Source organism: Pantoea sp. RG18, assembly GCF_025910075.1.
In the GTDB taxonomy this organism is placed as follows: Bacteria; Pseudomonadota; Gammaproteobacteria; order Enterobacterales; family Enterobacteriaceae; genus Pantoea; species Pantoea agglomerans.
Map to the genome: position 1 here is coordinate 144,683 of NZ_JAPCIL010000027.1, position 21,098 is coordinate 165,780.

General features: G+C 50.4%; 17 protein-coding genes. 6 read left to right on the plus strand and 11 right to left on the minus strand.

Features of this window, described 5'->3' with window-relative positions:
• Nucleotides 1–17: 17 nt before the first annotated feature.
• From OK409_RS22245 to OK409_RS22260, 4 genes are all read right to left on the minus strand, one after another.
• The gene (locus tag OK409_RS22245; protein WP_010256830.1) at nucleotides 18–896 is read right to left on the minus strand and encodes an ROK family protein; all 879 of its coding nucleotides are present in this window, start codon (nucleotides 894–896) and stop codon (nucleotides 18–20) included.
• Nucleotides 897–1,137: 241 nt separating this feature from the next.
• On the minus strand, nucleotides 1,138–2,421 hold the full coding sequence (fabF, locus tag OK409_RS22250) for a beta-ketoacyl-ACP synthase II (protein ID WP_264367548.1): 1,284 nt from the start codon (nucleotides 2,419–2,421) through the stop codon (nucleotides 1,138–1,140).
• Between the two features lie 237 nt (nucleotides 2,422–2,658).
• A complete protein-coding gene (locus tag OK409_RS22255) occupies nucleotides 2,659–3,273 on the minus strand; it encodes a TetR/AcrR family transcriptional regulator (protein ID WP_010671991.1) in 615 nt (204 codons plus the stop codon).
• A 144-nt stretch (nucleotides 3,274–3,417) separates the two neighbouring features.
• Complete coding sequence (locus OK409_RS22260; protein ID WP_264367549.1) at nucleotides 3,418–5,376, minus strand: sigma-54-dependent Fis family transcriptional regulator; 1,959 nt, start codon at nucleotides 5,374–5,376, stop codon at nucleotides 3,418–3,420.
• A gap of 189 nt (nucleotides 5,377–5,565) precedes the next feature.
• Here OK409_RS22260 and OK409_RS22265 point away from each other — a divergent pair, with 189 nt between their 5' ends.
• The 6 genes from OK409_RS22265 to OK409_RS22290 all read left to right on the plus strand — a co-directional run bounded on the left by OK409_RS22265 (nucleotide 5,566) and on the right by OK409_RS22290 (nucleotide 11,335).
• Nucleotides 5,566–7,029, plus strand: coding sequence for a sugar porter family MFS transporter (locus OK409_RS22265; protein WP_010256816.1), 1,464 nt, complete (start codon nucleotides 5,566–5,568; stop codon nucleotides 7,027–7,029).
• Nucleotides 7,026–8,039, plus strand: a complete 1,014-nt coding sequence (locus OK409_RS22270; protein WP_264367550.1) for a Gfo/Idh/MocA family oxidoreductase — start codon at nucleotides 7,026–7,028, stop codon at nucleotides 8,037–8,039. Before OK409_RS22265 ends, OK409_RS22270 begins: the two co-directional genes overlap by 4 nt.
• Nucleotides 8,039–8,818, plus strand: coding sequence for a TIM barrel protein (locus tag OK409_RS22275; RefSeq protein WP_264367551.1), 780 nt, complete (start codon nucleotides 8,039–8,041; stop codon nucleotides 8,816–8,818). The genes OK409_RS22270 and OK409_RS22275 overlap by 1 nt, the downstream gene beginning before the upstream one ends.
• 68 nt (nucleotides 8,819–8,886) lie before the next feature.
• Entirely contained in the window at nucleotides 8,887–9,807 is a 921-nt protein-coding gene (locus OK409_RS22280) for a substrate-binding domain-containing protein (RefSeq protein ID WP_033759854.1), read from the plus strand.
• A 200-nt stretch (nucleotides 9,808–10,007) separates the two neighbouring features.
• The gene (locus tag OK409_RS22285; protein ID WP_154210818.1) at nucleotides 10,008–10,841 is read left to right on the plus strand and encodes a winged helix-turn-helix domain-containing protein; all 834 of its coding nucleotides are present in this window, start codon (nucleotides 10,008–10,010) and stop codon (nucleotides 10,839–10,841) included.
• Complete coding sequence (locus OK409_RS22290; RefSeq protein WP_089415074.1) at nucleotides 10,838–11,335, plus strand: FidL-like protein; 498 nt, start codon at nucleotides 10,838–10,840, stop codon at nucleotides 11,333–11,335. The genes OK409_RS22285 and OK409_RS22290 overlap by 4 nt, the downstream gene beginning before the upstream one ends.
• 112 nt (nucleotides 11,336–11,447) lie before the next feature.
• Here the strand turns inward: OK409_RS22290 and OK409_RS22295 are convergent, their stop codons facing one another.
• Genes OK409_RS22295 through OK409_RS22325 form a run of 7 tightly spaced genes read right to left on the minus strand, consistent with a single transcriptional unit; the run spans nucleotide 11,448 to nucleotide 21,098 of the window.
• Nucleotides 11,448–11,882, minus strand: coding sequence for a DUF1795 domain-containing protein (locus tag OK409_RS22295; RefSeq protein WP_264367552.1), 435 nt, complete (start codon nucleotides 11,880–11,882; stop codon nucleotides 11,448–11,450).
• Entirely contained in the window at nucleotides 11,875–14,058 is a 2,184-nt protein-coding gene (locus tag OK409_RS22300; RefSeq protein ID WP_033786428.1) for a peptidase domain-containing ABC transporter, read from the minus strand. The genes OK409_RS22295 and OK409_RS22300 overlap by 8 nt, the downstream gene beginning before the upstream one ends.
• 16 nt (nucleotides 14,059–14,074) lie before the next feature.
• Nucleotides 14,075–15,334, minus strand: a complete 1,260-nt coding sequence (locus OK409_RS22305; protein WP_022624194.1) for an HlyD family secretion protein — start codon at nucleotides 15,332–15,334, stop codon at nucleotides 14,075–14,077.
• A 25-nt stretch (nucleotides 15,335–15,359) separates the two neighbouring features.
• Nucleotides 15,360–16,682 carry a TolC family outer membrane protein gene (locus tag OK409_RS22310; RefSeq protein ID WP_010256785.1) on the minus strand — a complete coding sequence of 441 codons (1,323 nt, stop codon included), beginning with the start codon at nucleotides 16,680–16,682 and terminating at the stop codon, nucleotides 15,360–15,362.
• Between the two features lie 34 nt (nucleotides 16,683–16,716).
• Nucleotides 16,717–17,379, minus strand: coding sequence for a response regulator transcription factor (locus tag OK409_RS22315; RefSeq protein ID WP_264367553.1), 663 nt, complete (start codon nucleotides 17,377–17,379; stop codon nucleotides 16,717–16,719).
• A gap of 59 nt (nucleotides 17,380–17,438) precedes the next feature.
• A complete protein-coding gene (locus OK409_RS22320; protein ID WP_264367554.1) occupies nucleotides 17,439–18,494 on the minus strand; it encodes a fimbrial protein in 1,056 nt (351 codons plus the stop codon).
• Between the two features lie 12 nt (nucleotides 18,495–18,506).
• A complete protein-coding gene (locus tag OK409_RS22325) occupies nucleotides 18,507–21,098 on the minus strand; it encodes a fimbria/pilus outer membrane usher protein (protein WP_264367555.1) in 2,592 nt (863 codons plus the stop codon).

The window sequence follows — 21,098 nt, forward strand, 5'->3', positions numbered from 1 at the left end:
TCCTGAACTACAAGCCATTATTTGTCTGGCTGACGCTGCAGGAAATTCCAGGTTGCGCCCAACATGCCGGAGTCGTTGCCGTAGGTCGCGGTATCAATGCGGATATCAAGATCATATTTTGCCAGTTGCTCTGCCAGTTCCTCGAGGAACGGTTCCCGCTCGGTAATTCCACCACCGATAAATATCATCTGCGGATCGAACACGCTGAAGAGGTTATATAAGCAGGCTGCAAGATCCTGGTAGAATTTATTCACCACCTGCTGCGCGGCTTCTTCTTTGCGATCGTATGCGTCAAAGACATCTTTACCCGTGACGTCGTCGGAAGATTTTTCGATGAGCTGGCTGTAATTCTCCCGAAGCGCCGTCATGGTACAACTCTGGCTCATGGTATGGCGTTCAATATTGCTGCTGGTGGGGCGCGAAGTCAGCAGACAGCCAAACTCGCCCGCGCGGTTACGACCGCCCCGGATCAGCGCGCCGTTGCAGAAGGCCGCTCCGCCTAATCCTGTGCCGATAGTTAACATCAGAAAATCACTGAGTTTTTTTGCTTTGCCCAGCCACTGTTCAGCCAGTAAGGCGCAGTGGGCGTCATTTTCGACCGTGGCAGGCAGTGAGGTTTTTTCCGTCAGCCACTGGCTCAGATGAAACTGGTCGAAGTCCCGAATGGTGCCACCCATGGCGATATATCCAGCTTCTGCATCAATATAACCGGGCGTGCTGACGGCGATGCCAGCACAGCCGGGATTTTTCTCCAGCCAGGCCAGGATCTCATCAAGTATTTTGTCGCGTGAATTATGGGAAATATCAGCACTCTCACTGGTCAGAATATTTCCCTGCTCATCAATCACGCCCATTTTTAAAGAGGTACCACCAATATCGAAAGCTGCAATCTTCATTAACGTTCTCTGAGGTTGTTTTCATCCGATTAATTGTAGTGCTGAAAGAAAAAGGGCAGGAGGGCTGGCGGAGGCAATTTTGTCAGGAAAGGTACAGATTTATAAAGCGAGTGTTGTACAGAGGGTGTTTTGATAAACCCCGGCACACAGGGAACAGCTGTGCATGATTTTTCAGGACGTCCGATGTATTACCCGCGCTAAGAGGGTGTCTGGCAGCGCGGGCTTAATCGTCACACTGCAGTCATTGCCACTTACGCAACAGGAGACTGGCGTTGACGCCGCCAAAACCAAAACCGTTCGACATGGCATAAGTCAGCGCCGTGGGACGTGCATTGAGCGCCACCAGGTTCAGATTGCCTGCGGCTTCATCGGGATGATGGAGGTTCAGCGTCGGCGGAATAAGCTGCTGCTGCAGCGCCATCAGGGTGAATATCGCCTCAACGCCGCCTGCCGCACCCAGCAGATGGCCGGTGGCGGATTTCGTTGAGGCGATCGCGACCTGCGAATCATCGCCAAACACTGCGCGAATAGCCGCCAGCTCACCGTGATCGCCAACCTGAGTTGAGGTTGCGTGTGCGTTGATATGCTGCACGTCTTCCGGGCTAATGCCCGCCTGACGCAGGGCGGTTCTCATCGCCCGTGCAGCCCCGCTGCCATCCTCCGGACCCGCGGTTAAATGGTATGCATCGGCGCTGGTGCCATAGCCGACAATCTCCGCCAGCGGTGTCGCGCCGCGTGCTTCGGCATGGGCCAGTGACTCAATCACCAGCAGGCCTGCACCTTCGGCCATCACAAAGCCGTTTCTGTCACGATCAAACGGACGTGAGGCATGGTGCGGCTGATCTTCATAGCCCACACATAGCGCACGTGCAGCCGCGAAACAGCCCAGCGTGACGCGATCAAGCGCCGCTTCTGTGCCGCCACAAATAGCAATGTCCGCTTCACCGCTTTTGATCAACCTGGCTGCATCACCAATTGCCTGAACTCCCGCCGCACAGGCGGTAACGGGCGCACCCAGCGGGCCGGTGAAGCCGTGTTTGATCGAGACATGACCCGCGGCCATGTTGGCCAGAAACGAAGGTGCTGTAAAGGGTGAGAGCCTGCGCGGGCCGCGTGCATCGGTGGTGCGCACCGCGTCGGCAATGGCACCAAAGCCGCCGACGCCTGAAGCAATAATCGTCGCGGTACGTTCACGCGTCGCCTCATCTTCAGGATGCCAGGCTGCCTGATTCAGCGCTTCTTCTGCTGCCAGCAGCGCGAATTCTATAAAGCGCGACATCTTTTTACGCTCTTTCGGCGCAATGAACGCTTCGGGGTCGTAACCTGCCAGCGGATCTTCATCGATGCCCGGCACGCTGCCACCTACTGAAATACCGGTGCCAGCAGTAAGCGTATCGGGAAGGCTACGTATACCTGATTCTCCTGCCGTTAATCGCCGCCAGACGGTTTCAACGCCACAACCCAGTGGCGAAACGATGCCCGCGCCGGTAATGACAATGCGTTGTGATGAGGCTAAGTGACTCATTGGATTACTCCCGTAGAGAGTCCGGACAGTGATTGAAATGCTGCCGCAGACAATGGATACACGCCTTGAGCGCGGAAGGTGAGACCCTGCGTAGAATGGTGCGATGGACGAACGCAGGGATGGAATAGAGCAGAGAGAGATAAGCTTAGCAGCATCAGAATCCTGAGCGATAACCAGACAGAGTGCTATCGTTGCTCTTGTGACTAAATAAGTCAATAGTCACATAGTGCGCAATGTTCAGGGCGCAAGGCTACGTAACACCAGCGCTGCCAGTTGTGCAGAGGCTTCTTCAGCGTCATCAAGGCTGTACTGCAGCAGTACCGGACTGGCGTAGGGTTTGATCACCCGATAGATTGCCTCCGCCGCTTCGTCAGCCGGGGTTTTACGCTCAAACTCACCTGCTTCACGCCCCCTGCGCAGGATCTGCTGAATCAGGCTGAGCAGTCGTTCTTCATGCGCCATCGCCGATGGCCAGCGGTCACGCGACGCGACGGCGGCAATATCATAGAGTTTACGTTCGTGAAAAAAGAGTTCAGTGCCGGTGACGGAAAGCGTACGGAACAGTCGCCGCAGTTGTTCCGATGCTCCAGGCGCATCGGCGATGGCGACTTCGACGTGCTGCATAATCATCGCCAGCCGGGTGGAGCAGATCACTTCGCCAATCGCCTGTTTTGATTCAAAAAATTTGTAGATATACGCTTTGGAAAAGCCGATAGCACGGGCGAGATCGGAGACGGTGGTTTTTTCGTAACCATAATGCGCGAAGTGCTGCATGGCAGCATCGACAATCTGGTCACGCACATTGTGCCCGGCCGGGCCGCGTGTGCCATTTTCCGTTACGGATTGAGTCATTGTCAGAACCTGGCAGATCAAAGGTGGGTGAAAAAATTCAGTGACCACTGTTAGGGGTGGTCACATTTTAGGCCCTGTTGCGATCAAAAGCCATGTTTTGAACGGGCTGAATGTATGCTGGTGTTGCTGAGTGCCACCAGCCGGTTATTGGCGCAGCGTATCTATAGAAATATTCCAGTGATTGAGCTTGTTATAGAGCGCCGTGCGAGAAATGCCCAGCAGCTTAGCGGACTGCCGCAGATTACCCCCCTGCGCGCGAAGGGTCTGCAGGATGCAGGCTCGTTCATTATCCTGCAACAGGCTGCTGGCCGCTGGTCTGTTTTCGGCTGCGCGCGTCACCATCGCTGGCGGCAAATCGGCAAGGTCGATGATGCTGCTCTGGCAAAGATTAACGATCCGCTCGACCAGATTTTCCAGCTCGCGCACGTTGCCGGGCCAGTGCCATGCCTGCAGGGCGTTCATTGCTTCAATGCTCACCTGCGGAGGCGTTTTATTCAGCCGCTGACACAGGGCGTGAATGAAGGTATTCACCAGATCAGAAATGTCGCTCTGGCGTTCACGCAGGGCAGGGATGGTCAGGGAGATAACATTGAGGCGATAGAACAGGTCACGGCGGAAAGCACCCTGTTCCACTGCACTGAGCAGATCGCAATGGGTTGCCGCCACGATGCGGACATCCACTTTCAGCGGATGCGCCGCTCCGATGCGCAGCACCTCACTCTCCTGCAGCACGCGCAGCAGGCTGGTCTGTGCCTCCAGTGGCATCTCACCAATTTCATCCAGAAACAGCGTGCCACCGTCGGCCAGCTCAAATTTACCTGCCGAACCGCCGCGCCGTGAGCCGGTGAACGCGCCATCGACGTAGCCGAATAGCTCACTCTGCACCAGGTCACGCGGCAGTGCGCCGCAGTTAACCGCGACAAAGGACTCATGCGCCCGGCTGCTGGCATTGTGGATCGCCTGAGCAAACAGCTCTTTACCGGTTCCGCTTTCACCGGTCAGCAGGACGGTACTGTCACTGCGACTGCTGGCGCGTGCATCCTGAAGAGCCTTCTGCAGCGTGGGTGCCTGACCACGAATCATCTCAAAGGTATAGCTGGCGCTGACGCCAAGCACACGACGGGTAATGGCACGGATGCGCTGATTTTCCCGCAGCGACAGGATGCGACCGCCGTCCGGTGCCGGCATCAGCGAGACCAGGCATGAAACACTGGGTCTGCCATCGGGGCGGAACACCATCTCGCGGTCATTACAGCAGGGTAGTGTGAGCAATGAACCGGACTGGGGCTGCAGCACCTGATCGATCAGGGCGTTGTCGGTATCAATACCGGCAAAGATCTGACGAGCGTAGCGGTTCAGGGTTTTGATGCGTCCGTCACGGTCGCAGACCACAACGCCCTCATTCAGGGTCTCCAGTATCGACTGCTGCTCGGCCAGCAGACGGCGTAAGGTGAGTTGCTGGCCAATTGCCTCTGCGGCAGCCTGCACGGTGCCCAGCGTATGGGCACTGAAATTGTCAGGCGTGGCGGTCAGCGTCAGTACGCCGGTCATACGACCGCTGGCATCACGGATAGGAGCTGCGGCGCACTGCCGGTTACGTTCACGCAGCGCGATTTTCCAGTTTTCTCCGCTGAGTACATAGACCAGCCGCTGCTCTCGCAGGCAGCGCGCGGTGCAGTTGGTGCCGAGCACCTCCTCACGCAGGATGCTGCCGACCGGAGTCAGGTCGCTGCCGCAAAAACTCAGTACGATGCCTTGCGCATCTGTGAGATTGATATGACCATCGGGATTGTAAGCCAGCAGGTTCTCCATCACGCTATGCGCCACAGTAATCAGCTCACTGTTATGACGCAGAACGGCGGCCAGCTCCGTTGGATCGGAGGCACTGTACTCAAAAGATACCGGATCGATGCCATGTTCGCGCGAGCGGTTCCATGACTGCAAAATACTGCGGCGGATCCAGCGCGGCTGTTCACCCTGGCTAAATGCCTGCCAGCCCCGGGCAAACCGAGCTTCCCACTGTGCCGCATCACCGCCTTCCGGCAGGCTGAATATGGCATCGCTCTCTTCTTTATTAGGCAGCAAATCATGCAGAGATTGCATTTCACTCTCTCGTGGTCGATGGAATGTCCATTTTAATGACATGTTAAGTTGACATGTAAATTTTATTTTCAATTCTGATGTGCCATCTGCGAGCGCGTTCACATAAAAGCCCGCTTTAAAACTGGCATCCACTTTGCAACGCTGACACTAACTCTCACCTGTCAAAAACAATGGGAAAGTTAAGGTGTTATGCGTAAACATAATCTGAAGTTGTTGCTGTTCATCTGTTCCATCGCCTCATTGAGCGGGGTGATCCTCGGTTATGACGCCTCAGTGATTTCCGGCGTTATTGAGCCATTGACGGAACACCTTGCACTAACGCCGTGGCAAAGTGGATGGGCTGTTTCAAATGTCATCCTCGGCTGTATCGTCGGCGCTGGCTGTGTCGGCGCGATCTCAGATCGGATCGGGCGTAAACCTACACTGGTGATCACCGCGCTGTTATTTGCCGTGTCTGCGGTGGGTTCTGCGCTGGCAGATTCCCTAACCGGTTTTGTGATTTACCGACTGGTGGGTGGCCTGGCGGTCGGGATGGCGTCGGCAATTACGCCGCTCTATATCGCAGAGGTCTCACCTAAGGACTGGCGAGGGCGCATGCTTGGGCTGCAGCAGATGCTGATGGTTGGCGGTCAGGTCACGGTCTATGTGGTGAACTACCTGATTGCACGCGGTATGCCCCATGCCTGGATAGTCAGTGAAGGCTGGCGCTGGATGCTGGCGTCGGGTGTGGTGCCTTGCCTGCTGTTTCTGGCACTGGTGCCCTTTATGCCGGAATCACCACGCTGGCTGGCGTTAAACGGCAAGCGTGAACGCGCGCTGGCAGTGCTGACCCGGCTTTCGACGCCTGAACATGCGCGGCGTCTGCTGGCAGAAATCAGTGCGCCGGACGCGGATTCTGTTACCCGTCAGCAGGGAACCCGTCTGCTCCGCGACGCCAGAATGCGTTACATCCTGCTGATCGGCTGCGCGATTGCGATTCTGCAGCAGGTTTCGGGCATCAACATCCTGCTGTATTACGCACCGTCGCTGCTGCAGAACATCTCACCGGATACACAGACCTCCCTCTATCACAGCATTTTCCTCGGACTGGCGCTACTGGTCGGAGTAGCGTTTTGTCTGAACGCAGTGGATCGCTGGGGACGGACGCGTCTGCTGCGCTGGGGAGCGCTGGGTTGCGCTGTCAGCCTGGTGATTACTGCCTGGGCCTTTATAGCGCAGATCGGTGGCCTGCTGCCGGTCGTGGGTTTGGTGGCGTTCGTACTGATTTTTGGTATGTCATGGAGTCTGGGTGCCTGGCTACTGATCTCTGAAATATTTCCCAACCGGATTCGTGCCGTCGCGATGGGCTACGCCTTTTCTTCGATGTATCTCGCCAATTTCATCGTTACTCAGACTTTCCCGATGATGAACCGTAGCCGTTTGCTGATGGATCACTTCCATGGTGCTTTTCCACTGATGCTCTGCGCCGCTGGCTGCCTGGTGGCCTTCTGGTTTGTAAAACGTTTTCTGCCTGAAACCCGAGGCATCTCACTGGAGCACATCGAGCCGCTGATGCTTTCAAAATCCCGTCGTTTTGCCGCCAAAGCGCAGGCGACATCCGGACACCCTATTCAGCCTGACTGGGCTGACAACAAAAAACAGGAGCAGTTATGAACCTTAAAACAGTACGAGTGGGATTGATCGGTGCTGGCCGCATGGGCAGTTTTCATGCAGAGAATCTGACGCTGCGGGTGCCTGGGGCACGGCTGACAGCGGTCGCCGACCTGCAACCCGGCGCAGCGCAGAAACTGGCAGACCGGCTGGGGGTGGAGAAAGCCTATACCGATATCCAGGCGTTACTCAATGACAGCGAAATCGATGCCGTTGCTATTGCTACGCCGGCTCGCACTCACGCCGAACTGGTGATCGCTGCAGCCCGGGCTGGCAAGCACGTGTTCTGCGAAAAACCGATGGCGGTAACGCTGGATGAGGCAGATCGGGCTATTGCCGCCGCACAGGATGCGGGCGTTGTGTTGCAGGTCGGCTTCAATCGTCGATTCAGTGCAGGCTTCGCCGCAGCTATTGAAGCTGTCAGAGCAGGCACCAATGGCACCACCCAGCTAAGCCGTTCGGTGACACGCGACCCTGGCCTGCGCGATCCGGCCCCGATCCCGCAGTGGACCATCTTCCTTGAAACCTTAATCCATGACTTCGACACCCTGCTGCACTTCAATCCGGGTTCCCGGCCGGTTGAGGTCTATGCGCTGGCTGATGCGCTGGTGCGTCCCGATTTTAAAGATAAGGGATTACTTGATACCGCGGTGGTGACCATCCGCTTTGATAACGGTGCCATTGCCACTGCGGAAGCCAACTTCCAGGCAGTTTACGGTTATGACGTTCGCGGTGAGGTGTTTGGCAGTAAAGGTATGCTGCAGGCGGGCAACATCAATCAGGACAACTGTGTGCGCTATCACGCCGAGGGTATTGCCATCGCAACGTCTCGAATGGATACCGATCTGCTGCGTGAGGCCTATGTTGCTGAAATGGCAGAATTCGCCCGCGCGATTCTGCACGGTGACACGCCGCGCGCTACTGGCACTGATGCGCGTAACGCGCTGGAAATTGCGCTGGCCTGTATTGAATCGGTGCAGCAACGCAAACCCATTCTGTTGGGAGAACGCTAATGGCCGGTTATCAGCTTTCAGTCTGTGCGGAGATGGTGTTTCTCGAACTGCCTTTTATCGCGCGTGTTGAGCGGATTCATGCGCTGGGATTTGGCGTGGAGATCTGGAACTGGGCCAACAAAGATATCGACGCGCTGGTGGCGACAGGTGCGCGTTTTACCTCCATGACCGGCTACCTCAACGGTAACCTGACTGATGATGATGAGATTGCAGAGTTGCTGCATAGCGCAGAAACCTCACTGGCGATTGCAGATCGTCTGAACTGCCCGAGCCTGAATCTGCATGGCACCGGGCTGGATGCTCACGGCCAGGCGGTTCGTCCGGTTGAGGTGGTTACCGGTGAGATGTGGCTTAAAGCGGCCGACACCCTGCGGCGTGTCGCTGCGCTCGGCGAGCAGGCCGGGCGGGTATTTACTCTCGAAAACCTGAATCTGGCAGTTGATCATCCGGGTACACCGTTCGCACGGGCTGCCGATACGCTGGCGCTGGTCAAAGCGGTCAACAGCCCGGCACTGAAGATGAATCTGGACCTCTATCACGCCCAGATTGGAGAGGGCAACCTGATAGAGCTGATACGACGCTGCGGCCCCGCTATCGGTGAAATCCAGGTGGCTGATGTGCCGGGGCGCATGCAGCCTGGGACCGGGGAAATTAACTATCGCGCCATTGCCCGTGCGCTGGAGCAGGTCGGCTATTGCGGCGTCGTTGCGCTGGAGGGCTGGGCCGAAGGCGACAGCGAAACAGCCCTGGCACAGTTCCGCGATCACTTTACGTTGTGAGCTCTGCCGCCGGGTATTTGCCTGTTGCCCGGCGGTTCTATCAATAATAAACCCTACAGGATTACGCGATGAAAACCAAAATGTTAGCACTGCTGCTCAGCCTGATGATCAGCGTTACCGCCTGGGCTAAAACACCTAAAATCGGTGTCGCACTGGCTAATTTCGATCTTAACTTCGTATCGATTCTGCGGACGCAGATGGTGGGTGAGATAAAAGCGCTGAAAATGGATGGGCAGTTCGTCGATGCCAAAGGGGATGTAGCTCTTCAGGTACAGCAGGTTGAAGATTTTATCAATCAGGGCGTGGATGCCATTATTCTCAACCCGGTCGATACACAGGGCGTACTGCCGATGGTGAAAGCGGCAGAAGCGGCGGGCATTCCGCTGGTGTTTGTTAACCGTAAACCGGAAGTGAAATTACCGTCCAGTATGGCCTATGTCGGTTCTGACTCTGCCCTGGGGGGTGAGATGCAGATGGAAGCGCTGGCAAAACAGATGAACTATCGGGGCAATGTCGCCATTTTAATGGGCGCATTATCAAATGAAGAAGCGCGGGAACGGACGCGTGCCGTTGAAGCGGTGATCGCTAAATATAAGCAAATGGCGGTAATCGAAAAACAGACTGCACGCTGGCAGCGTAATGAAGCGGTAGACGTAGTTTCGGGCTGGCTGCTTAATCAGCGACCAATCGATGCAATCGCCGCCAATAATGATGAAATGGCTATCGGGGCGATTATGGCGCTGAATCAGGCGAAAAACAGCCACATTCTGGTTGCCGGGATCGATGGCACGCCAGATGGCCAGCAGTTCGTCAAAAATGGAAAGATGACGCTGACTATTTTCCAGGATGCGAAAGGGCAGGCGACAGGCGCTGTGAAAGTCGTGAAAGCGTTACTGGATAAACAGAAAGTCGAATCACTGAACTGGATCCCCTATAAAACCATTACACAAAGTAATTATGCGGAGTTTGCTGCCGCTAATCAGCCATAAAAATCGCCGCTAACTTTATGATTCTTCGTCGTTTCTTAAATTATTAGCCAGCTGCCGGGCAGTGACGCACTCTGCCCGGCCCGTTCTGCTGGCTAATCTGTAAAAATTTCCTTAATCGCCTGATTAACGCGTCTGTAGTGCTTCTTCATATAAGCTGAATTATACTGTCGATAAATGAGCGGAAATTCAGTGATTTCTTAATGATTTACATAATCGATGATCAGGTTTCTTACAATTCTGATGACTGCACGCTTAGCCACATTCCTACTCAGGAGTCGCTGAGCCTCAGTATTTCTTCAGGTCGGCTTTTTGAGCAGTTACTGAATTCCGGGGGAGAAATACTGGCGCGTGATACGTTACTGACCGAGGTCTGGGATAAATATGGCCTGCGTGGATCGAATAGTAATCTGAATCAATATCTGAGTATTGTGCGCAGGGCACTCGCGGCTTATGGCTGTGAAAATCTGATTATCACCATCCCGAAAATTGGTATACGCCTGAATACCGATATTAAAATTGAACGTCAATCAGCCCCGGTCATGGGGGTGACGGAAGTTTTAACTGATGACATATCGGAAGGAAGTATAACTGAAGGGTCTGCTGAAAACGTTGTCCTGCCTGCCACTCCGCCCGGTAATCAGCTGCCAGCTACGTCCGTTAACGTCACCCGGCGATACTGGTTTGCTTCTGTTGCTCTGATAATGCTGGGCATGGTGCTCTGGTATTTCACGGTATCGCGTCCTGACGAGCAAATTATTCCAATGAGTTCAATAAAACTTGAAGGTGGCTGCGAAGCAGTATTATTGCAGGGTCTGGATGAGGTTGAACGACAGGCATTGGGTAAGCAAATAGTGCAAATTCTAAGGGAAAATAATCAAACCTGCGATGCGGGTCACCGGATTATTTTTGATAAAAACACCTCTTTTACTACTAAGAATTTCGGAAGAACGATTCTTTCATCGTGTAAAATTAATAGCGATGGTCATATCATCTCATGCGACAATTTTTATTATCTTGACTGGAGAATGGGATGAAGCGGAGCATTGGTATTAATATTATCTTCATGCTGGCTGCGCTATTAATGGTGACTTTTGCAGGGGTTTATTACTTAACACATCAGGCCAAAGATTTTCCTTTTCGCTGCTCAGCATTTAGCCGTTACGATCTCAGTCGTAATGACGATAAACGAATTGAGTTCGCTGTTGCCCAGGATTTACGTTTTGATCAAAAGGATTCAGGCTATCTGTTGCTGAATGGGCAGGCAACGAGCAATGACGGTGTTACTATTCTTAACAGAAGGGTTGCATTAATCAATGGCGCTAAAATTTCCGATGATACTTACCAGTATCAGATCAGCAAAGTTGTCACTTCGAATACTGATACTACCCCTGATGTCATCTTTAATAAGTTGTTAGCAGAGATCACGCTGGATCCAACGCATCTGCAGTTGGATGTCGATAAGATTGATAAAAATACCTATATTATCGGTGGGCCGATCTCCTATCTCTTTACCTGCCAGCGTTACTAAGCTCTGTAAACGGCTAATTTAGCGGTGTTCAGAATGCATGAAACCGGGAAGGGTTTATCCTGCCCGGTTTTTCTTTTAACGTTATGTCGTCAGGCTTTGCTGAGGAAAAGTATCAGGGCCAGCTCTGGAAACTCTTCAGGATATTATTAAACAGCTGAATTTCTTCATCGGTCAGGGGGGCAGCCTTTGACAAAGAGAAAATTAATACATCCTCCAGGTTTAAGGTGAAAATCGCCTGCTTTTGATAAAGCCGGATATTATCCGGGCGCAGAAAATCATAAGTAATCATGATGCCTGTGCTCAGATTATTGCCCAACACCACGGGTTGATTTGCCTGCTGTTGCCAGTCTTTCATTTGTCTCTGCAGAATAGCGAGCTGGCTGCTGATATATTCTTCTGGATTGTTGTGATTGGCCAGTTTATCACGAGAAATAGTGACGGGTGGCATCGCTGAACGGGGATCCGCCAGCGTGTTCAGGGTTCGCTCGCAGTAGCCTTCCGGTAAAGTAATCATACCTTCGCTAAACCGACAAATATTTTTATCCATGTGTAATCTCCATTTCTTTAGTTTTTTCTGTCTGGCCAAATAACTGCTCTGCGGTAACTTCACTGAGCGTACCGTTATTTAACAGGACGATTTTATCTGCACTTCTTATGGTTTCCGGGCGATGTGCAATCATGATTCGGGTGATTTTCATTTGCTTTATTGCATTGTTTATCTGCGCTTCGTTATAGATATCCAGATGACTGGTTGCTTCGTCCAGTACCAGTATTTTTGGTTCGCGGTAGAGGGCGCGAGCTAGCAGAATACGCTGCAGCTGCCCGCCAGAGAGAAACGATCCCATATCACCGACAAGGCTTTGATAGTTCATCGGCATTTTCATGATATCGCCGTGAATTTGCGCCAGGCGTGCTACACGGGTAATTTTTGCGTGGTCAGGATTATTATCAAAGAAGCTAATATTTTCACTGATCGAGCCTGAGAACAGGATGTCATCCTGCATAACACAGCCGATGCGGTTACGATGGTGTTCAAGTCCTGTCTGGGTAATGTCCATTCCGCCCACGGTGATTGTTCCACCTTCCGGGTGCAGCAGACCCAGAATGATTTTGGCCATGGTGGTCTTTCCCTGACCTGAAGGGCCGACAATCGCAACGCTTTCGCCAGCCTTAATTTCCAGACTGGCACCATTTACTACCCAGGGTTCGGTAGGTGCATAGCGGAAGCGGATATCCGTTAGTTTGATATCCTGCGGCGTTTCTGTCTCATCATGCGTATCTTTACTCACCAGTACCGGACTGGCTTCTGAGCTGACTTCAGTTTCTGACAACACGATATCGGCCAGTCGTTCACCATGCATACGCAGCATTCTGAAGTCGATTACGGCGTTGATCAGACCTGCACCGCGGCTCATAAACTGATCTGAGAAGCTAATAAAGGCGGTAAGCATACCTGCAGAGAAGTTGCCATCCAGTACCTGCAGCGCAGCCAGCCAGACCAGTACGACCCTGCCTACAGAAGTGAGCAATCCCTGGGCGGAACCAAACAAAATGTTAAGCTTCTGAATCACAATGCCTTTGTTGGTCGTATCCACCAGGAAATTCATGTAGGCGGAGAGACGAGGCACCTGCTTGTTATTGGTTTTTACCGCCTGGATACCGCGAAGCGTTTCCAGTAATGAAGATTGCGTGCGGGCTGAACTGATGATTTGCTCTTCGTTGGCGCGGCGAACAGGATCATAAGCCATGAAGCGTAACAGTGCATAGGCGACAAAAAGGCCAATTACCAGCCAGGCAAGCTTAGCGTTATAGATAAACAGCATCACTACTGTCACGATCGACATTACCCCATCCAGCACAGTACTAATGAAGCGGCTGGTCAGCGTACTTTGGATGGTGTTCAGCGAGCCATAGCGGGACAGAATGTCACCAACGTGACGGGATTCGAACCATTCAAGTGGCAGCTTTAACATATGGTGACAGACATTGACCGTCCACTGCACGCTGAGCTGGCTTGAGAACCAGCTCATCACCCATGAGCGCAGCGCTGTAATCATGGTCTGAAACAACGCAATCATGATAAAGCCGATCCCGAGCAAGGAGAGTAGTGAGTAATCTGCGGAGACCAGCACCATATCCATCACCCACTGCATAAAGAAGGGGGAGAGTACGCCGAAAAGCTCCAGAGCGATGGACAGGATAAGCACCTGGGCAAAGGCAGATTTCACCCCTGTCACACTGCCCACCAGCTTCATCATCGAGATGCTTTCTTTTTCTTTTTTGACCTCAAAAGTGGAGGAGGGAACCAGCTCCAGTGCAACGCCGGTGAACGCCGGTGATGCTTCTTTAAATGTCAGTTCCCGAATGCCGCGTGCAGGATCGTGAAGCGTGATCTTATTGCCACGCACTTTTTTTAGCACAACGAAATGGTTCAATTCCCAGTGCAGAATGCAGGGCATGCGTAATTTAGACAGCTCTTCCATATCAACGCGTAACGCACGGGAACTCATATTGAGTTGTTGTGCCATGGCAATGACATCACTAAGTGTTGCGCCCTTAAGCGACGTTGCGAACCTGCGACGCAGGGTGATCATGTCGATTTCATGACCGTGATAATTGGCAATCATCCCCAGACAAGCAAGACCACATTCCGTCGCCTGTGACTGACGAATCATCGGCAGGCGGTTAAACCATTTAAAATTGAGTTTCTCTAATAACAACACAGAACAGACCTTTTAATCAGAGAGAGATTTTGTGTCCAAGCGCAAAAATTGGCTCCAGCACCCATTCATAAAGACGACGTTTGTCGACGATAAAATCGGCATCCAGCGCCATACCCGGCTTGAGTTTTTCATTCTGCGCATAAGCAGTAATTGATTGTTTGTCCAGGGAGACCAGCACGCGGTACTGCTGTTCCTGAATATTGTTTTTGCCGGTTAACGTAGTGACTTCCTGAGGAGACAGAGCGGTGCGTGAAACCTCGATAACTTTTCCATACTGTTGACCAAACTTTTGATAAGGAAACGCTTTATAGCGCAGCACCACCCGCTGTCCCGGTTGGATAAAACCAATGGACTGCGTGTTTACCATGATGCGGGCGACCAGTTCAGTATTGCTTGGCAAAACTGCTATGGCTGACTGACCGGCGGTGAGCATCTGTCCATTTTTGACCATAATCATGCCGACATACCCGCTTTTAGGCGCACGTAATTCAAACGAGCGGCGCGCTTCATTTTCAGCCATCGACTGACGGTTATCAGCCAGTTGGCGCTCGATATCGTTACGCTTTTTCTCGTCATCCAGCGGTTTTTCATGCAGCTGTTGCTCGGTCTGAACAATTTTTTGCGAGATGTCCAACAGCTGACGTTGATATTCCTGGTAGCGCGCCTGGCTATCGAGCAGATTAGACTCCTGCTCTTCCATCTGACGGCTTGAGGCATACCCTTCGTTGTGCATGGCTTCCAGCTTGTCCAACTGCATTTTCGCCAGGGAAACCTGTTTCCGACGGTGTGTCAGTTGCAGCTTCAGCTGCTCCTGCTGCAGTTTCAGACTGGCGATAGTGTCGGTCAGGCCCTTCATTTCAACCTGATGAAGCTTTTCAAGCGTCACCAGATCCTGCTGAAGCCTTTCACGCTGGCCTTTCAGATTCTCGGCAATAACCTGACGAGTCTGACCTAACTGTGTTGAAACCTCTGATGACAACACCATAAGCACATCGTCTTTTTCAACATGCTGGCCCTCTTTTACCGGAATATCGACCACCGTAGCGCTTACGGGGGGCGGAATGATCAGCATGCCATTTTTAGGCAGCAGTTCTCCGGTAGAGGATTCATATTTTGTATAGCTGCCAAATATAAAAAACAGCGCTGTCGCGGCAGTGATCAGCACTACAACGGAAATAACTAACCAGCGATAAGGTGGGCAATAGAGTGCCACAATGCCCAGGTTTCCACGGTTGGCTGCATCAAGTGCCTCCTGACGGAATAGTGACTGTTCCATTTATATAATCATCATGAGTAAGGGATTAACGGCACTGAAAAAAATTCAGCATGTCGATTGATAGTGATCCGGTACTTTGTGCCAGATTAATGAGGGCGTTCAGGTAATTGAAGCGAGCTTCAGCCTGATCTTTAAGCGCACTAAAATATTTTTGCTGGGCATCAAGCTCATCATTTACCGTACGGAAACCCATTTCCCGGCCATATTGAACAGACACCACTTTTTCGCGTGAAGACTCGACGGCATTTTTCTGCGCGTTGATTAACGCTTTTCCATTCGTAAGACTAAGCCATGCTGAACGTGTATCTGTAGCCGCTTTGCGTTGTGCTTCCATGGTGGAATATTTCGCTGCCTGACGGCGATAGGCTGCTTCATAAGATTGTGAAATCTGGCTGCCACCCGCGAATAATGGAATAGAAACGTTAACGCCATACTGCAGATTATTACTTTTAGAGTTAGTGCCAAAAATAGCATCATAAAGTAAATTATCGTCGTTATCGTTACGGCTCCAGTTTTTGCCATATCTGGCGTAAAGTGACACGACAGGCATATGTGCGCCATCTGCAGCCAATACATCAGCATCGGCCTGATCATTCTGAAACAGGGCAATTTTGATTTCAGTGTTACGTTGCTGGCTGGCATTAATCGCATCAGTTAAAGAAGCGTAGGGCGAAGCGTTAAGGCACTGAAAGTTTACCGGCTCGACAGTGTCCGGGCTGACACCTGATAAGCGACGAAATGCTTCTCCAGCCAGCAATAACTGACTACTCGCCTCTATTTCTTTGGCCTGAGCAAGAGCGTAATTGGCCTTAGCTTCATCCAGCTCTGTACGAGTGTTTTGTCCATTCAGAATACCGGCCTGCAGTTTTTGCTGCTGTTGTTTGAAGTTATGACTGGCAGCTTTCGCAGCCTGTAAAACTTCCTGCTGATAGAGCACCGAAAAGTAGGCATTACTGATCGCATTTAATAACTTTTCTTCAGCTTTTTTTGACTGGGCTTCAGCGGTATTGGCAATAGCAACGCCTTTACGCCAGCCAGCATATTTACTCATATCAAACAGGGGTTGTCTGACACTGAGATCGTAACTGTGATTTGTTACACCACTTTGATATTTTTTATCCGGCTGTTCCTGACGATCCCAGTTTCCTTCGAGCGTCAATGTGGGCAACATTCCGGCCATACCCTGCCAGTATTTTTGCTGATCGGCTTCACTGGTCATCTGGCTGGATTGCAATGCAGAGTCATAGGTTAATGCGGCTCGGGCAGCCTGCTGTAAGCTGGTCGCATAAGATCCAAATGGCACGCAGGACAGTACAATAAATGCAATTTTAAAATTATAAAATTTCATGATGCTCGCTGTTTCTTAAAAATTAAGCCCGAAATTAAATGAGTTGCTGGGCAAAGACATATTTAATCAAATCAGTATTAGACTGCAGCTGAAGTTTACGCATGGCGTTATATTTCTGCGTTGCAACCGTACTGATACTACGTTTACGTGCTTTAGCTATCTCCATTAAACTGTACCCGATAGCAAAAAGTCTGATTACTTCAACTTCTGCGGGTGATAAAAGAGTCTGTGCGGGCTCCTCTGAAGCAGAATGCGCCAGATCTTTCATCTTTTCTGAATAAAATATTTCAGAATTCGATGAGCAAACCCAGTGCAAAGCTTCTACCAGATCCCGTATATCATCACGTTTGCTCACTATTGCATTTACCGGAATTTGCAATATTCTTTTCAAAATGGCCGGGCTATTCTGTGCCGTAAAGATAATGATTTTAAGGTTAGCATTATGGTTGTAAATTTCTTCTAGCTTTCTAACGCCGTTCAAATCATTACGTTCAAAGTTAAAGCAAAAATCAGTAATTAATATATCAGGAGTATCGCTATTCAGTTTTACAAAAAGGTTTTCTGCTTCTACCGGGTATGCTGCAATGTCCAGGTTGTGAAATCCGGTTGAGAGTATTTTTTGTATTGAATAAAAAATAAAAGGACTCTCATCAGAGACACCAACTTTAAACCTCCTTCCTTTTAATGGCCTATCCACTGATAAAATCCTTTCTCAGTTTATAAAGTCTGGTAAAGGGCTCCGAAGAGCCCATATGGTTACTGATAACTAATGGTATAGGTAGCAACTGCGTTAGCACTACCAGGAGTTATTGTGGCAGCAGTCTGGTAATAACGTGCATATAAGGGCACTGTTATCAATGCAGACGACAGTGGATAAGCTGCAACTCTGTATGGTGCTGCCAGTGCAACAGGTTGCTGGCTTTCATTCAGAATCTGAACACCCACTCCGCTGGCAGTTGAGGTCGAATTCAGAGAAACTACGCCGACATCCGATAGCCCATCAGCCGCATCCCCATCCAACTGCATCATAACGTCAAAGGTACCTGAAAGAAGTGCCTCACAGTTAAGCTGAAGATTAAAAGCGGTAGATGGGCTGGTTTGTCCAATACCGGAACCCAACCCACTGCTGGTATTCGCTGTGTAACTCCCTAATGACACCTTCGGGTTAACATCACCTGCTGCTGAGCAGGTTTGATCCCTCACAGTGATGCCGCTTTTAATATATCTGACATAAAGTTTCAGGTCATTTCCTGGTACCAATGAGCCTACATCAAATACGTTGACATAGTCCGGAAGCAAATTGGGGCCAGCCATCGAGTTTGACGTCCGCACAATCTGAAAAGGCACATTTAACGTGACCTCAGTATAAGAACCGACTGTACCACCACTGGTTAACGCGTAAGTAGCGATCTTGTTGCCGGTAGGAATAATGGCAGCGTCGGTGGACATTTCACCACCGTAACCGGTATAAATGGTTAAGCCATAACCAAGTGCATCTTCAGCTATTGTTTTACGCTTTAAGTAAACCTCTGCTGTTAATCCATCTAAAAACTGTTGCAGATTATCCAGGGCACATTTGAACGTGACTGTTAAATTGCCACTATAAACGACCGTGCCAACCGGAACAGCTGCCGAAATGTTTATCCCTAGTGAGCGGAAATCTAATACCGCATCAGAAAGAGATTTTTTGCACGTCAGTGTGACATCATCTGCCGCGTTCGCATTAATTGGTGCTAGCATGACGAAACCAGATACTATAGTCATGATGCTGACTATTCTGGTCAGTGTCCTTCTAAAGTTAATAAACATCATAATGTCACCCGATTAACCCTGATTATCTTTGTTCATTTCGCCGTTAGACACGTAGCGAACAGGTTTTGATTGATCGCTGCTGCATGTTGTTGTGAGCCTTGCAAGTGTGTTGTTTTCACTGGAATTAACAACACCAGACTCCAGGTTAACCAGACACTTATCACTGGCTGCTTTACCCCAGGAAATATGCAGGCGGCTGACATCTTTATTTAACCTCACATAAATCTGACCACCCTGTGAAACAGTGGTGATAAGGTTACCGTCTTCATCATTAACCGTTGCACCAAATGGCAAGGCGTTTCCGTTCGGCTGATTAGCCCGAATTAACAGTGGCTTTCCTTTGCTGGTTTTATAATCAAGTCTGACGACTGCACCCTCAACAGGAATAACGCGCTGCTGAGTTGATTCAAGCTCAACATCCAGTGGAATTCCTTTTGGGTCGATGGCCAGTTCGTTTATCCGGTACGGGTTAAGGTTTGGCACAATAGCTTTGCCGCTGCCGTTTAACACAATATTGGGATAGCCAAGTACACGCGCGCCCTCTGCATCTTCTGCGGTAACAACAGCATAAGTCGTAGACTGATAAGCGCTGAAATTAATGCTATCAGGTAAAGCGACTACCGCACCGCTGATACCACCCGAGGCAGAATAATAGTTTTCCCCTTTAGTATAAGACGCCGTCAGCATACTGTAGGGCGAACGGTATTGCCCACTAACTGAACCGGACTTCTCATTATCAGTATCGCGCGCTATTCCAACGTTATAGTTATATTGGTCATGTTCACCCAGAACTCCATTAACAGCTGTTTGTGCATTCACACCTTGTTTATTATGTGTCGCACTTCCGGTTACATAACTTTGACTATCGCTACCAATTGGCACCGAGAAGTCGAGTGACAGTTGAGTGTCATGCCCGCCGGTTGAATATAATAATCGGTTTGCTGATAAAGTATAGGAGACCCGACCAATTGTATTATTGTAACCCAGCTGAAATTGCGTATTTGTTCCGGCAGAATCCCAGTAATTCTGAACGAAACCAGTAAGATAGATATTCCCATATGACTCCCCAAAATTTTGGCTTGCCGTCATAGAAAACCGTTGTTTGGGGCGCGAAAGATAATTTGACGAACTGTTTTTATGATTTTTTTTATAATAGTTATTGATTTGTAATGCATTATCAAAACTGTAATAACCGGATGATGAGAAGCGGTAAGCCGCCAGAGTAAAATTCGTGTTAGTCTGAGAAACCTTCTTACTATAAGTTGCCCGATAACTTACACCTTGCTTTTTCTCATCACCATATTTTGTCTGAGCCCCAGTAATATCCAGTGAGATCGCACCAACAGGTAAACCAAATGCACCTCCCAACAGCACAGAGGTGTAGTTATCTGATCCCAGAATACCTGAGTAACCGGTCAGACTATTGCTAAAACCATGCTGAATAGTGCCCTGATAGACCGAAGGTGTATAAACCATATTGTCTTTTCGGGATACACCACCGGTCAGACTATAAAAAGTCATGCCCGGACGTTTCAGACGCGTCATCGCTGCGTAAGGAACTGAGAAACGGGTCGCACCGCCGTCAGCTTCTTTCACGGTCACGTCTAAATCACCACCGTAGCCTGTAGGATAGAGATCGGTGATATTAAAAGGGCCTGGTGAGACCGTCGTTTCATAAATTTTGTTGCCATTTTGCGATACAGTTACCTGAGCGTTGGTTCGGGCTACGCCGCGGATTTCTGGTGCATAGCCTCGCTGAGAGTCTGGCCACATCTGGTCAACTGTAGATATTTGCGCACCACGAAAAGAAAGCGTATCGAAAATTTCGCCACTGGTATTGCCTTCACCTAATAACAGCCGTGATTTTATTTGCGGAATATCACGCTGGACATAGGTATTAATTGCATCGTAATGATGATACTCGTTGTTTTTTTGACGTTGCCAGCTGAGAGAACCATCGTGACGGAACATCCATCCGCCAAGGTTAAAGCCCGCCAGCGCACGGCCATAAAATGAGTCATATGCCTGACCGTGATTTACAGAGCGATAATAGTTGGTGTTATAGGTTAGCGTGAGTGCTGTTTCACCCTTATCCCAGAATTCTGGCGCAACGTAGCCGCGCGCAGATCGCAACAGATAAATTTGCGGAATTGAGATATCCATCTGCATATCGGCAGAATTGATAGCTGCATGACTCTCTTTAACTACCTCCTCCAGCGCCATACACTGTTTACCAGAGCGCAAATCTTCAGCTTGTCCCGGGCTAAAAACTGTGTCCTTAAGTGACAAGCTTTTGACCAGATCATAGGAAAGGCACGCTTTGGTTCCCGCCCCTTCACGAATGACCTGAACATTTTCCCGACCAATCTGACGACCATTCAGGAAAATATCCAGCGTATAAGTACCAGGATCAATAGGGTTACCGGTTGCATAGCGGGCCACATCAACTTTAACGCCCGGTAGATTCTTCACAAATGATTCGTCAAAATCATACGAATTTTCTGCAAATGCGGCGCCTGTTGATGCAGTTAAAAAAAGCGCCAGAAAAGATCGGTAAAATATTTTTCCCGTTGGTTTATTATTTTTAATCATCCTTGCCATCAT

Bases quoted from the DNA above. Each gene is read 5' to 3' on its own strand.
- OK409_RS22245 (WP_010256830.1), bottom strand. From the start codon at position 896: ATGAAGATTGCAGCTTTCGATATTGGTGGTACCTCTTTAAAAATGGGC.
- fabF (WP_264367548.1), bottom strand. From the start codon at position 2,421: ATGAGTCACTTAGCCTCATCACAACGCATTGTCATTACCGGCGCGGGC.
- OK409_RS22255 (WP_010671991.1), bottom strand. From the start codon at position 3,273: ATGACTCAATCCGTAACGGAAAATGGCACACGCGGCCCGGCCGGGCAC.
- OK409_RS22260 (WP_264367549.1), bottom strand. From the start codon at position 5,376: ATGCAATCTCTGCATGATTTGCTGCCTAATAAAGAAGAGAGCGATGCC.
- OK409_RS22265 (WP_010256816.1), top strand. From the start codon at position 5,566: ATGCGTAAACATAATCTGAAGTTGTTGCTGTTCATCTGTTCCATCGCC.
- OK409_RS22270 (WP_264367550.1), top strand. From the start codon at position 7,026: ATGAACCTTAAAACAGTACGAGTGGGATTGATCGGTGCTGGCCGCATG.
- OK409_RS22275 (WP_264367551.1), top strand. From the start codon at position 8,039: ATGGCCGGTTATCAGCTTTCAGTCTGTGCGGAGATGGTGTTTCTCGAA.
- OK409_RS22280 (WP_033759854.1), top strand. From the start codon at position 8,887: ATGAAAACCAAAATGTTAGCACTGCTGCTCAGCCTGATGATCAGCGTT.
- OK409_RS22285 (WP_154210818.1), top strand. From the start codon at position 10,008: ATGATTTACATAATCGATGATCAGGTTTCTTACAATTCTGATGACTGC.
- OK409_RS22290 (WP_089415074.1), top strand. From the start codon at position 10,838: ATGAAGCGGAGCATTGGTATTAATATTATCTTCATGCTGGCTGCGCTA.
- OK409_RS22295 (WP_264367552.1), bottom strand. From the start codon at position 11,882: ATGGATAAAAATATTTGTCGGTTTAGCGAAGGTATGATTACTTTACCG.
- OK409_RS22305 (WP_022624194.1), bottom strand. From the start codon at position 15,334: ATGGAACAGTCACTATTCCGTCAGGAGGCACTTGATGCAGCCAACCGT.
- OK409_RS22310 (WP_010256785.1), bottom strand. From the start codon at position 16,682: ATGAAATTTTATAATTTTAAAATTGCATTTATTGTACTGTCCTGCGTG.
- OK409_RS22320 (WP_264367554.1), bottom strand. From the start codon at position 18,494: ATGATGTTTATTAACTTTAGAAGGACACTGACCAGAATAGTCAGCATC.
- OK409_RS22325 (WP_264367555.1), bottom strand. From the start codon at position 21,098: ATGATGGCAAGGATGATTAAAAATAATAAACCAACGGGAAAAATATTT.